The sequence below is a fragment of the Sulfurimonas hydrogeniphila genome, assembly GCF_009068765.1.
Classification (GTDB): domain Bacteria; phylum Campylobacterota; class Campylobacteria; order Campylobacterales; family Sulfurimonadaceae; genus Sulfurimonas; species Sulfurimonas hydrogeniphila.
Map to the genome: position 1 here is coordinate 1,545,122 of NZ_CP035534.1, position 13,199 is coordinate 1,558,320.

The window sequence follows — 13,199 nt, forward strand, 5'->3', positions numbered from 1 at the left end:
GAACTTTTTTGCCGCTCCCACCCACCCTAAAGGATAGGTTCCAGAATGCAGTGACTCCCGGAATCGGTACTTCAGTGCCGACTTTTGTTACTCATATTTACTAAAAACCCGCTCATCTGTGAGTCCGGCTTTGAGAGGGTTATTTTTTATGTAATTATAAACTTTTACATAATGTTCTTCATCTCTTATAAGTTTGTCATAATACCCGTCTGCCCAAAATTTTCCTGATTTTTGCAAAAGTCTATTGAGTTCAACCGCACTTTTACCTTTGATATATTGCATAATTTTACCTAAATCCTCATTTTGCTTGAATAACAAATGAATATGATTTGGCATAACTGCCATCATTTCCACATCATAAAGTTTTTCGTCTTCTTCTAAAATAACATCTACAAAGACATCAATAGCTTCATCAAACAGATAGGCACCATTTTTTGACATGTCCAAATAACTGTCTATTTGAAACTGTTTTATATGTTCTTTTTCATCATTTGCCAGAATTTTTTGTACATAAGCATCTACGCTGTCTTGTGTACGAAATGTTATAAATTGGTAATGTTCTTTCAGACTGATATGATGCAGTTTTGTGTGGTTCATTTTTTATTGTAAAGCCCTCTTTAAATTTTTACTCAGTTTAGCCCGCACTGAAGTACGGGTTCCGAAATTTCCCGGAATCGGTACTTTAGTGCCGACTGCTGTTACTTTCTTGCCACTCTCGCCCGCACTGAAGTACGGGTTCCGGGATAAATTACACTTTCGTGCCGCCTTTGTTACTTTTTCAGTTTCGCCTGTTCCAGTTCCCAGTACTCCATCGCAAAGCTCTCTTTTTCACTGATGCTTTGGTAGCCGCCTAATTTGTCTGAGCGCAATACTGCCAACATGGTATGGTTTACTATATCATTGATAATTGCCGCTTCTTTTCTGTTTTTTCCAAAAGAGATGACTGCGAGATTTTTTATAATCATATAATTGGGGGCAGGATTCAGCATCACCTCATCAGTGGCATATTTTTCAAAATAGGTTTTATACTCTTGCATATATTTTTCTACTGCTGCTTCCAAATTTGTATCTTCCATCACAAGCGGTACTCTTTTTGTGCGTATGATATGCTCAGGAGTCAAGACACCGCGTGATGCAAACTCTTTTAAATTCGGCTGTGACGCATAATATGCTGCCAAAGGCGACTGATTGATATTGATAGAGACTTCATAGCCTTTCGCGGCAGAAAGTACCTTTGTTATTTTTCCGATATCACAGTCACTGTGGACATAATTATGTTCAATATGCACAACAGCCTGTTCGTCCAAAAAATTTTCTGCTTTTGTGACGGCTTCTATCATTTTGTCATAAGATTTTTTGGCATCATTGTCGAAAGTAAAAATCCCGTGATGATGCAAAATGATGCCGTCTATACTCTCCCAGTCCAAATCTTTTGTCATTTTATAAATTGTATGTGCCAGTTCAAAGCCCGGCATAATATAATCAACAATTAAAAAATTTGGAAAAAGCTTGACAATATGCTCATCCCCGTTCACTGAATTTGAAATCGTTACAATAGCATCCGCATGGGTATGGTCCACAAATTTGTAGGGAATCAGCGCATGCAGTATCGCTTCCACCGAAGGATTCGGCGCAGATTTATCCGTCATCGCCTCTCGTTGCAGGTGTACCATTTCACTGTCACTCAAATGCTCACGTTTTGCCATTTCTAAAAGTACATCCAGTTTCACAGGTGCAAAACCTTCTGCTTCTATGCTTGCCAAGTCCCAGCCACTTCCCTTTACATGTAAGACATCTTCGCCGTTTATTTTGCTTTTGAGTGAGGTATTGCCGCCTCCGTGCAGTACCAGTTCATCATTTTGTCCCAACAGGTTTGAGCTGTATACCCTCAAATCCAAATCACTTTTACATGCAGCCGCTTTTTTTTCATTCCATAAATTGTCCATGATTTAGCCCAACACTTCTAATTCATCTGTGTATTTGTCTTCACAGTATGGCTCGTATGAAGATTTATATACTTTATAATGGGCAGAGGCTTTATGCCCGTTCAGTGCAGCTTCATTTTCCCAGGTCTCAACTGCCATAAATCTTTTTTTATCGTTTTTGTATTGAAATATTTCATAAAAAATACAGCCTTTTTCTGCCTTGCTCGGTGCTACCATTGCAGACAGCAGTTCTTTCATTTTTTCTTCACAGCCCTCTTTTGCTATGAATGTTACGCTTTTTGTAATTGTCATTTTATTTTCCCTTTTTATTTTTACTGCCGCTCTCAGCCCACCCTAAAGGATGGGTTCCATTAAGTTAAGCGGCTTTTTCGGAACCCGTACTTCAGTGCGGGCTTTGTGTCTTTCAAAACTAAGGCCTAGATTCCGAAAGAATATCGAACTTTTTTTCTTAACCTAACGGCATTGACCCTCCAAAAATAGGTTCCATTGTCGACTATTTTTGCTTTTTTAAATTTTAAAGATAAATTATAGCAAAAATTCAATATAATCAATTATGAATTTACTTTTAGAAATAGAAAATGTATTAGAAAAAAAAGGCTCAGACTTTGAGCTGTCCAAACTTTTTAAACAATACATAAAAGAGTATAAAGAATCGCTTCCCGAACTTTTTACAAAAAACCAGGGCAAAGACTTCCTTGTCCGCCACACAAAAAAACTCGACTCCATCATCGAACTGATGTATAAAACTGTCCTGCGTCGAGCCTTTGGCAACTACCTGCCTATGCGCAGTTCCATACCCATAGCCATTATAGCCCTTGGAAGTTATGGCAGAGAACAGCTCTGTGTACACAGTGATATTGACCTGCTCATCGTTTACCAGGATGTTGAAGGGTACAACTCTGAACTCATTATCGAAAAACTGTTTTATCTTGCCCTTGATGCAGGGATGAAACTCGGACACAGAGTCCACGAGGTTGACGACCTCTTTAAAGCAAGCATACAGGATATAACCATTAAAACCTCTTTAATGGAATCCAGGTTTATCACAGGATCTCCCTTTACCTGGCATGCAACGCAGAGAGAACTTGGCAGAATTCGTCTGCATGAACAAAAAGAGTTTCTCCTTGCCAAAATAGAAGAAGCACAAAAAAGAAGAAAAAAATACCCGACCTCTATGCAACCAAACATAAAAGAGAGTGTTGGAGGCTTACGGGATGCCCACCTCATCTATTGGGTAGCCAAAACAATTTATGGCATTAACAGTATCAAAGAACTCAGCGGTACTGTTTTCAGTGATGAAGAGTACAAAGAATTCCGCATAGCCCTTGAACTCCTCTACAGAGTCAGAAGCGCCCTGCACCTCATAGCAAACAAACAAGAAGACAGACTGCTTCTTGAGTATATTCCTCAAGTGAGTAAACTATTAGGCTTCAAAGACCAAAAAAAACTTGCCGGTAAAGTTTTGGAAGCCGGATGGCGTATCAATAACTTCACACAGATTTTTGTAAAAAAAATGGTACGTCCCTATATCTATGATGCCAAACATATAGCATCTTTCAAACGAAACAGGCTCAAAAAAGGTTTTTATCAGTACAATGCAAGGCTTTATGCTTCCTTCAAGCTGCCTCAGCAAAAAATTTCAGATTTACTGCAACTGCTTCTTGACCTAGAAGACAAAGACTACCGTTTTGATGCCGGTTTTTTGCATCAGTTTACTGTTGCAAAAGTTTCCCATCCACTGAGTGAAAAAACCTATTTTCTCATAAAAAAGCTCTTTACAAAAGCCCATATAGCTTCCTTTTTAAAACTTTTTTATGATGCGGGAATCCTTCCAAAAATTTTTCCGAATTTTCGAAAAGTCATGCATCTGCCACAGTTTGACGGCTACCATCACTACCCTGTTGATATTCATTCCATCAAATGTGTCCAAGCCCTGGAAAACATTACAGAGCCTTTTTTGCAAAATCTTTTTAATACACTGAGCGAAGAAGAAAAACTGATTCTCAAAATTGTCGTATTTTTCCATGACAGCGGCAAGGGAAGAAGGCAGGATCACAGTGAAGTCGGCGCAAAACTTGTTGTGCAGTTTGCAAAACATATCCATTTGAATGAAGAGCAGACAAAAAGAGCAGTCACTCTTGTTCGGCAGCATATTCTTATGAGCAGTGTAGCCTTCAAAGAAAACATACACAATGAAAAAACACTCTATAAATTTATGTCAAAAGTGGGCGATGCCAAAAACCTTCAACTGCTTTACATCCTCACCTATGCCGATATCAGCGGTGTCGGCGGAGATATCTACAACGCTTTTAATGCAAAACTTTTACATGATTTGTATTTAAGTGCTCTTGAGATTGCCCAAAACACTGGAAGAATTACCGATGCAAAAAAAAGACTGCTCATAGAAGCAAGAGTCAGAAATCTTGACGAGTTTAAAGAACTGCCGAGTCTGTTGCAGAAAAAAGTTTTAACAATAGAATCCAATCTTTTTTTCTTTAAACATGCACCCCAGGACATTATCAGTATTGCCAAAATTGCAAAAGAGACAAAAGAGTACAGTTTTCGAGTCAAAAACATCAACTCTTTGAGTATAGAAATTTATCGTCGTATCCCTTTAAATATCGGTTATCTTCTAGCTACCCTGGCACATCTCAATGTTGCTTCGATGGAGATTTTCACTCTCTTTGACGGCATTAAATATTTTAAAATCGAGTTTATACAAAATGTAGACTCTAATGTACTCGTTGAAATTCAAGACACCATTGACAATGCTTTTGACATGAGTAAAGAGGTCAAACTCAAAAAAATTCACATTAAAAGAGAAGAGATTGCAATTGACTGTGAACACTCAATGACGCATGCCGAACTGACAATTCATACGGCAAACCAGATAGGGCTTTTGGCCTATGTCATGCACAAGTTTGAAGAGCTGCATATCAATATCATCACAGCAAAAATCCACTCAAGCAAATACAAAGTCCGAGACAGTTTTTTAATGGAAAAACAAAACAATATATGTAATAATGTTGAAAAAATCTATGAATTATTATCAGAAAATACAAAATAAAGGGTCTGCATGTGCGGAATTGTCGGATATATAGGAAACAAAAATACAAAAGAAATTTTATTAAACGGCCTCAAAGAGCTGGAATACAGAGGTTATGATTCTGCCGGCATTGCAGTGTTGAGTAATGGAGAATTTTCCAATTTCAAATCCGTAGGCAAACTTGTCAACCTTGAAGAAAAAACAAAAGATTTTGTGACCGACAAATTTGCAGTCGGTATCGGACATACCCGCTGGGCAACACACGGCAAACCAACAGAACTCAACGCCCATCCCCATACCGGAATACACTCTTATGTCGTGCATAACGGCATTATAGAAAACTATGCGGAGTTAAAAAAAGAACTCCTCAAAGAAGGTAGCATTTTTTTAAGCCAGACAGATACCGAAGTGATTGTACATCAATTTGAAAAAAACCTGAAAAATACCAAAAATGCTTTTGAAGCCTTTGAAAAAACAATTTTTGAACTCAAAGGGGCTTATGCAATTCTTTTAGTCACGAAAGAAGAAAAAAATAAAATATTTTTCGCAAAAAACGGTTCTCCCATGCTTGTAGGCATCAACGAAGCAAATGAAAAATATTTTGCATCCTCGGACACACCGCTTATCGGACAGTGTGGTAAAGTCAATTACTTTGAAGACGGTGATTACGGCTATGCGACACCTGATGAGCTTGTTATTTTTGACAAGAACCGTGAAAAAAAAGAACCTCATTTCATACAGCTTACAAACAACAAACTCTCCGCACAAAAAGAGGGATACCGTTTTTTTATGGAAAAGGAGATATATGAACAGAGTTCTGTTGTTGCCGATACGCTTTTAGGACGTTTGAGTGATAATGCAATCATTTTTGATGAACTGGGAAAGGATTTTTTCGAAGGTATCAACGAGATAAAACTATGTGCCTGCGGTACTTCGTACCATTCGGCCCTGACAGCCTCTTACCTGTTTGAACGCTATGCAAAAATAAAAACTTCTGTTGAAGTTGCTTCAGAGTTTCGCTACCGTTCACCTCTCATGAATGAAGATACACTCTTTGTTGTTATATCACAAAGCGGTGAGACTGCAGATACACTTGAGACACTCAAAATGGCCAAAAAAGCAGGATTAAAAACGCTTGTTATATGTAATGTTGACAACTCTTCCATGGTCCGCATTGCCGACAAAACGATACTCACGCGGGCAGGCATTGAAAAAGGAGTGGCTTCAACAAAAGCCTTTGCAACTCAGGTCACGGTTTTTTGGATGCTTGCTTTACATGTAGCACAAAGCAAAAAAACACTCACCAAAGCTGCAATGGCACAACATATACACCATCTGCGCAGCATTCCTGCAAGTGTAAAGGTCAGTGATACCCTGCATGAACGCATCAAACGGTTGTCAAAACGCTACTTGCACGGACACGGTTTTTTCTTTATCGGCAGGGATGTCTTTTTTCCATTGGCCCTTGAGGGTGCTTTAAAACTCAAAGAGATCTCTTATCTCCATGCCGAAGGGTATCCAAGCGGAGAGATGAAGCACGGACCTATTGCTCTGGCCGATCCGGAACTCTTCACCATTGCCCTGCTGCCGCAGCATATGCTTTATGAAAAATCAAAAAGCAATGCTGAGGAGCTGAGTGCAAGAGATTCTACTATCTGTGCCATCAGTCCTTTGGAATTTGACAAGGCGGATGACTTCATCCAGACAAAAAACATGAACACTATATGCTGGAGTTTTTTGAAATGATGGTTGTTTTACAACTCTTATCCTTAGAAATTTCGATTCGTCTTGGAAATGATGTTGATATGCCAAGAAACCTTGCAAAAAGTGTTACGGTAGAATAGATATTTCTTGAAATCGGTACTTTCTCTGCCTGCAAGCCCGCACTGAAGTACGGGTTCCGGAATGCAGTGACTCCCGGAATCGGTACTTTAGTGCCGACTCTTTGAACTTTTTTGCCACTCTCAGCCCACCCTAAAGGATGGGTTCCGAAAAATAGTAACTCCTCGGAATCGGTACTTCAGTGCCGACTGTTGTTACTTTTTTGCCACTCTCAGCCCGCTCTGCATTGGTTCTTCAAAACCTCTGTTTTATCACTAAAATGTAACTTATAGACAAAAATAACATTTTTCACTTTAAATTAATTTGTTTCTGGCTAATATATTAAAAACAATCCTATTATAAGTGAACACTATGCAAACAAAATCAAAACTCCTACTCTTTGTCGCTTTAATGCTTTTGGGTCTTGGCCTGGCCACTATCGTAAATGTCTCTTTAAATTTCAGGGAATACAGTATAAAAGATGCCACACAAAAAGCTACAATGGCTGCAGCTATCGTCAAAGACGGGTTGACAGCACATATGGTCAACGGTATTATGGACAAAAGAAGTTATTTCCTCAACCAAATCAGCTCCAACAATGATAAAATAAAAAACTTGTGGATTGTCCGATCTGATAAAGTCATCAAACAATACGGAAAAGGCTTTAACAGTGAAACAGTAAGAGATGCGATTGATGAAGAAGTTTTAAAAACAGGAAAGATGGTTCAAAAAATTTCAGAATCGACTGAAAACTCTATGCTTAGAATTACTATTCCCTATAAAGCCACAGTTGCAAACGGTCCAAACTGTCTCTCCTGTCACAATGTTCAGCGAGGAGATACACTCGGAGCCATCAGTATGGAGTTTGACATTACAGATATGCGTAATGCAGGGATGTTTACCATTTTGAAAATACTTGGAATAAATCTTCTTTTCATTGTCATTGTATTACTGCTGATCAACCATTATGTAACACCCTATATGGAGCTTTTCTCCAATATGCAAAAAGGAATAAGAAAAGCCTACAAGGGAGACTTTTCCTATGAATTTACCACAAAAGTGAAAGGTGATGCCAAAAACATTGTCGATCAGCTTAATACGCTCTTTAGAAAAATGCAAGAGACCTTTGGCGACATAAAATACAACCTTGCAACATTTATTCCCCAGGGATGTGTCTCTTCAAGTGACCCTCTTCAAGAGGCAAAAACAATCATCGGAGAACTCTCAGATATATATAAATTTAAAAAGACGATTGAGCATGATCTTACAAAAGAGATAGTCTATCAAAGAATTGTAGATGTACTGAGTAATAAATATGAACTTTCGCATTTTGCATTTTATGAAATAGATACACTCAAGGCTGTAAGAAAGCTTATTTACATCTCCAACGGCAAAAGTGTCTGCAATGACAAAGTGGATGAAGATGCATCATTATGCAGAGCACACAGAACAAATACGGCAGTAATCTCAAGTGAATTTGTCAATTTATGCCGAGAATGCAGTTGTGAAGGATTGGAATATATATGTATTCCTTTTACCATTAATGATGAAAACTCTCTTGTCATTTCTATTACAACCAAAGAAAAAAATGAATTAAACAGAGTCAATAGTTTTATTAAAAGTATTGAAAACTATCTTGAAGCGGCTAAACCGGTTATAGAGAGTAAAATTTTAATGTCCAAACTCCGTGACACCTCTCTCAGAGACGCAATGACAGGACTTTATAACAGAAGATTTCTCGAAGAATTTATAGACACTTTTGCAAATCAGGCAAAACGGGACAATACAACATACAGTGTTTTAATGCTTGATGTTGATTTCTTTAAAAAAGTCAATGACACCTACGGGCATGATGTAGGAGACAAAGTCATTGCCAAAATAGGAGAAGTACTCCGCAGCAGTATCAGAGAATCAGACCTGGCAATTCGATACGGAGGAGAAGAGTTTGTTGTCCTGCTGCACAATGCCACAGATGAAGGAACAAAAATGATTGCTTCAAAAATTCACTCTGAATTTTCAAAACTTGTTTTTGATGTCGGCAACGGAAAAACCATACAAAAAACCATGAGTATAGGTATATCCAAGTTTCCCAAAGACGGTGATACTATTTGGAAATGTATCAAATACGCAGATACTGCTTTGTATGTGGCAAAAACGACAGGAAGAAATAAAATTGTTGAGTATAAACCGGAGATGTCAGAGGATGAGCACTTACGATAAACAGATATAGAGGAAGCTTAAGCAACGCAAAAAGCGTTGCTTGTTTATAAGTTTTTAGCTACAGCCGCATCCGCCGCCGCTTTGCTCTTTAGGTGCAGAAGCAGCACCTGTTGAACATGCACTTACACCCGGTGGTGTTGTCGGCTGAACAGACTGATTGTCCACTCCGCCGTTTGCATTGATCTCTTCAATTGTACTCCAGATAGATTCAGCAGCTTTCATATAACGTTTTGCTGTTTCTGATGACGGGTCTGCAAAAATAATTGGTTTTCCTTCATCTCCACCGGTACGGATAGCCGGCTCAATTGGGATTTCGGCAATTATTTTCGTATCAAACTCATCCGCCATTGGCTGAGATGTGCCTTTTCCAAAAATATCATACTCAACACCGGTATCAGGTGCAATAAATCCGCTCATATTTTCAACAATTCCGGCTATAGGAATGTTTAATTTTCTAAACATATCAAGTGAACGGCGTGAATCATCAAGTGAAACAGACTGTGGTGTTGTTACAGTCAGACCCGCAGTTACAGGCACAGCCTGTGCAAGTGAAAGCTGTGCATCACCTGTTCCAGGTGGCATATCAATCACTAAAACATCCAGTTCTGACCATAAAATATCACGTAAGAACTGCTCTATCGCTTTCATAATCATAGCACCACGCCAGATTAACGACTGCCCTTCTTCCATGAGTGAGCCCATAGACATAACTTCAATACCGTATGCTTTCATCGGAAGCACTTTATTTCCGGTTACTTCCGGTTTTTGATCAGAAATACCTAACATACGAGGGATATTCGGACCATAAATGTCAGCATCCAAAAGACCTACTTTTTTGCCTTGTTGCGCAAGTGCAATTGCAATATTTACAGCAGTAGTTGATTTTCCGACACCGCCTTTACCTGAACTCACCATCAAAAAGTTTTTGATTTGCGGTGCGATGTTTTTGCCTTGAGACGAACTTTCTTTTGGCATTTGCGGTGCTTTTATATTTACAGTAACATTTTCTGCCCCTGCTGATTTTAAAGCTTCTGTAGCTTCATCTTTAATTTGTTGTGCTACTTCCGGAGCTGATGATGTAATTTCAACAGTGAAACTTACATCATTTCCGTTTATTGCTATATCTTTTACAAAACCAAATGTTACGATATCTTTGGTAAATCCTGGATACATAACTTTTGAGAGTGCCGATTTTACAATTTCTTCAGTCATTCGTTTTCCTTTAATTTATTTAACTTTTTTGCCATTCTCAGCCCGCACTAGAGTGCGGATTCCCAAAGAGTCGCTTAACTTATTGGCATTGACCCTAAAGGATAGTTCCGACTATTTAAACTTTTTGACAATTTTTGCTTTAAAAGTGTACTATATCTAAATAAGATAAATATTGTCTTGTTTAAAATCAATTTCTTTTTAAGCCAGACTTTAAACTAAAGCTTCTGCTTCAGCCTCTGCCGCTTCTTTATCTTTGTTGTCTTGAATAATTCTTTCTATTCCCTCAGGGTTGTCCATAATTTCCTGTGTAATTTTGTATGAACAAAATTTAGGCCCGCACATAGAACAGAATTCTGCTTCTTTAAATACATCCTGAGGCAGTGTTTCATCATGGTATTCGCGAGCGCGTTCGCTGTCAAGTGCCAATTCAAACTGTTTTTCCCAGTCAAATGTATAACGTGCATCGCTCATGGCATCATCAATATCACGGGCACCTTTACGGCCACGGGCGATATCAGCAGCATGTGCCGCAATTTTATAAGCGATAATTCCCTCGCGGACATCATCGGCATTTGGAAGACCAAGGTGCTCTTTTGGTGTTACATAACAAAGCATGCTCGCACCGTGCCATCCGCCGACAGCCGCACCGATTGCAGAAGAGATATGATCATATCCTGCTGCAATATCAGTGACCAACGGACCTAAGATATAAAAAGGTGCTTCGTGGCAGAGTTCTCTTTGTATCTTCATGTTACGCTCAATCTGGTTGATTGGAACATGTCCCGGACCTTCAATCATAACCTGTACATCTTTTTCCCAGGCACGAAGCGTTAAATCTCCAAGCACTTTGAGTTCACCAAGCTGTGCTTCATCAGACGCATCTGCCAGACAACCGGGACGAAGAGAGTCTCCTAATGAAAGAGAAACATCATACTTTGCGCAGATATCCAAAATATCATCAAATGCCGTATAAAAAGGGTTTTCTCTGTGATAATGCATCATCCAGGCAGCCATTAAAGATCCCCCGCGAGAGACAATACCCATTTTACGTTTTGCAACTTTTGGCATAGTCTCAAGCAGGAAACCCGCATGAATTGTAAAGTAAGAAACCCCTTGTTTTGCCTGACGTTCCAGCACTTCAAGCATAACATCTATAGTCAAATCCTCGATTTTGTTTCCGACATCATGCAAAATCTGATAAATAGGCACTGTTCCGATAGGAATCTTTGAAGAAGCGATAACAGCTTTTCTGATTTCATCCAGGTCGCCGCCGGTTGAGAGATCCATTGCCGTATCTGCCTTATAGTGTTGAGAGACCTCCATCTTTTCTACTTCACCCTGTACATCAGAGGCAATGGCAGAAGAACCGATATTTGCATTTATTTTACATTTACTTGCAATTCCGATAGCCATTGGTTCCAATGAAGTATGATTTATATTTGCCGGTATAATCAGTCTACCGCGTGCTATCTCGCTACGAACCAGTTCAGGAGACAAATCTTCTACTTTTGCAACATACTCCATTTCTTGTGTGATGATGCCTTTCTTTGCGTAGTGCATCTGTGTTCTTACAGAATCACCCTCTCGCTCTTTTACCCATGAAGATCTCATAAGTTACTCCTCAATATTATATTTTCATTCTTTATATATGATGGAAATATAATCAAATAAAGTTAATCTAACATAAAGTGAAACAATTGATGAGATTATTTATGTAAGTGCTTAGTCAAAAAATGTGAACATAAAAATGACAAATTTACACATTCAAGATAAAAAAAAGCTTTCTATGTGTATAATTTCGTAACACTTTTATATATGTAGGAGACTATTTGTCTGATTTAACGCTTGTACTATTGTCAGCCGGTAGTTCTAGTCGCTTTGACACCTCTGTAAAAAAACAGTGGTTGCGGATACAGCACAAACCTTTATGGCAGTTTGTAGCAGACAGGTTTGCTCACAGCGGGCTTTTTTCAAAAATTATTATTGTTTCATCCGAAGAAGATATTGCCTTTATGCAAAACTATGCCGATTACTCTTTTGTAAAAGGAGGCAGTTCCAGACAAGACTCTTTGCAAAATGCCTTACTACATGTAAAGAGTGAATATGTTCTTGTCAGTGATATAGCAAGAGCCTGTATCAGCGAAGATTTGCTTCAAAGAATACTTGCGCAAAAAGAAGAAGCTGACTGTATCGTTCCTTTTTTACCTGTAACAGACACCATAGTATATGAAAATACGACAATAGACAGAGACAAAGTCAAAAAAATCCAAACACCCCAACTCTCCCGCACTAAAATACTTCAAAAAGCCCTGCAGACACCTACTGAATTTACAGATGAGAGCAGTGCCATTGTTGCCTACGGAGGAACCCGCACCTTTGTTGCAGGGGATGAAGATGCCTGCAAGATAACTTTTACCCATGATTTAAACAGGCTTCCCTGCCTCGAAGCACCATCAAGTGACATTTTAAGCGGCAACGGTTTTGATGTCCATGCTTTTGACGAAAAAGGAAAAATGTTTCTTGGTGGTGTAGAGATAGATGCTGATTACGGATTTAAAGCCCACAGTGACGGAGACGTTGCTCTGCACGCACTTATAGACGCCCTTTTAGGGGCTGCAGGCATGGGTGATATAGGCATGCTTTTTCCGGACAACAACAGTGCCTATAAAGATATAGATTCAAAAGAACTGTTACGAACAGTCGTGACAAAAATCTATAGCTACGGTTTTGAAATTGTCAATGCAGACATTACAATAGCCGCACAAAAACCAAGACTTGCAAACTATAAAGATGCAATGAGAAAAACTATTGCAGAAATACTTAAAATCGACAAAGCAAGAGTCAATGTCAAAGCAACAACCACAGAAAAACTTGGTTTTATAGGCAGAAGTGAAGGTGTTGGAGTCATTGCCAATGCAAATTTAAAATATTTTAACTGGAAGATAATAGGATAA

Annotated in this window: 8 protein-coding genes and 1 pseudogene; 4 read left to right on the forward strand and 5 right to left on the reverse strand. The window is 38.8% G+C overall.

Annotated elements, in window-relative coordinates; translation table 11 throughout:
- Positions 1–87: 87 nt before the first annotated feature.
- From ETP70_RS08145 to ETP70_RS08155, 3 genes are all read right to left on the reverse strand, one after another.
- Complete coding sequence (locus ETP70_RS08145) at positions 88–597, reverse strand: transposase (protein WP_151900722.1); 510 nt, start codon at positions 595–597, stop codon at positions 88–90.
- Between the two features lie 173 nt (positions 598–770).
- Positions 771–1,946, reverse strand: a complete 1,176-nt coding sequence (locus tag ETP70_RS08150; RefSeq protein ID WP_151900723.1) for a class II aldolase/adducin family protein — start codon at positions 1,944–1,946, stop codon at positions 771–773.
- A gap of 3 nt (positions 1,947–1,949) precedes the next feature.
- On the reverse strand, positions 1,950–2,237 hold the full coding sequence (locus tag ETP70_RS08155) for a putative quinol monooxygenase (RefSeq protein WP_151900724.1): 288 nt from the start codon (positions 2,235–2,237) through the stop codon (positions 1,950–1,952).
- 262 nt (positions 2,238–2,499) lie between these two features.
- On the opposite strand from ETP70_RS08155, the gene ETP70_RS08160 reads away from it, so the two are divergent.
- The 3 genes and pseudogenes from ETP70_RS08160 to ETP70_RS08170 all read left to right on the forward strand — a co-directional run bounded on the left by ETP70_RS08160 (position 2,500) and on the right by ETP70_RS08170 (position 9,033).
- On the forward strand, positions 2,500–5,013 hold the full coding sequence (locus ETP70_RS08160; RefSeq protein ID WP_151900725.1) for a [protein-PII] uridylyltransferase family protein: 2,514 nt from the start codon (positions 2,500–2,502) through the stop codon (positions 5,011–5,013).
- Positions 5,014–5,022: 9 nt separating this feature from the next.
- Positions 5,023–6,836 (forward strand): annotated as a pseudogene (gene glmS / locus ETP70_RS08165) (glutamine--fructose-6-phosphate transaminase (isomerizing)).
- A 349-nt stretch (positions 6,837–7,185) separates the two neighbouring features.
- On the forward strand, positions 7,186–9,033 hold the full coding sequence (locus tag ETP70_RS08170) for a GGDEF domain-containing protein (protein ID WP_151900726.1): 1,848 nt from the start codon (positions 7,186–7,188) through the stop codon (positions 9,031–9,033).
- Between the two features lie 54 nt (positions 9,034–9,087).
- On the opposite strand, the gene ETP70_RS08175 is transcribed toward ETP70_RS08170, so the two are convergent.
- Together ETP70_RS08175 and thiC are read right to left on the reverse strand one after the other, a co-directional pair.
- Positions 9,088–10,245 (reverse strand): Mrp/NBP35 family ATP-binding protein, encoded by a 1,158-nt coding sequence (locus tag ETP70_RS08175; protein WP_151900727.1) that lies wholly within the window; start codon positions 10,243–10,245, stop codon positions 9,088–9,090.
- A gap of 210 nt (positions 10,246–10,455) precedes the next feature.
- Positions 10,456–11,856: a phosphomethylpyrimidine synthase ThiC gene (thiC, locus tag ETP70_RS08180; protein ID WP_151900728.1), complete on the reverse strand. Its 1,401-nt coding sequence runs from the start codon at positions 11,854–11,856 to the stop codon at positions 10,456–10,458.
- 218 nt (positions 11,857–12,074) lie between these two features.
- Between thiC and ETP70_RS08185 the strand changes: the two genes are divergently transcribed.
- Entirely contained in the window at positions 12,075–13,199 is a 1,125-nt protein-coding gene (locus ETP70_RS08185; protein ID WP_151900729.1) for a bifunctional 2-C-methyl-D-erythritol 4-phosphate cytidylyltransferase/2-C-methyl-D-erythritol 2,4-cyclodiphosphate synthase, read from the forward strand.

What these genes read in the sequence shown, in the direction of transcription:
- ETP70_RS08160 (WP_151900725.1), top strand. Translation starts at nt 2,500, where the DNA reads ATGAATTTACTTTTAGAAATAGAAAATGTATTAGAAAAAAAAGGCTCA.
- ETP70_RS08145 (WP_151900722.1), bottom strand. Translation starts at nt 597, where the DNA reads ATGAACCACACAAAACTGCATCATATCAGTCTGAAAGAACATTACCAA.
- ETP70_RS08155 (WP_151900724.1), bottom strand. Translation starts at nt 2,237, where the DNA reads ATGACAATTACAAAAAGCGTAACATTCATAGCAAAAGAGGGCTGTGAA.
- ETP70_RS08150 (WP_151900723.1), bottom strand. Translation starts at nt 1,946, where the DNA reads ATGGACAATTTATGGAATGAAAAAAAAGCGGCTGCATGTAAAAGTGAT.
- ETP70_RS08170 (WP_151900726.1), top strand. Translation starts at nt 7,186, where the DNA reads ATGCAAACAAAATCAAAACTCCTACTCTTTGTCGCTTTAATGCTTTTG.
- ETP70_RS08175 (WP_151900727.1), bottom strand. Translation starts at nt 10,245, where the DNA reads ATGACTGAAGAAATTGTAAAATCGGCACTCTCAAAAGTTATGTATCCA.
- thiC (WP_151900728.1), bottom strand. Translation starts at nt 11,856, where the DNA reads ATGAGATCTTCATGGGTAAAAGAGCGAGAGGGTGATTCTGTAAGAACA.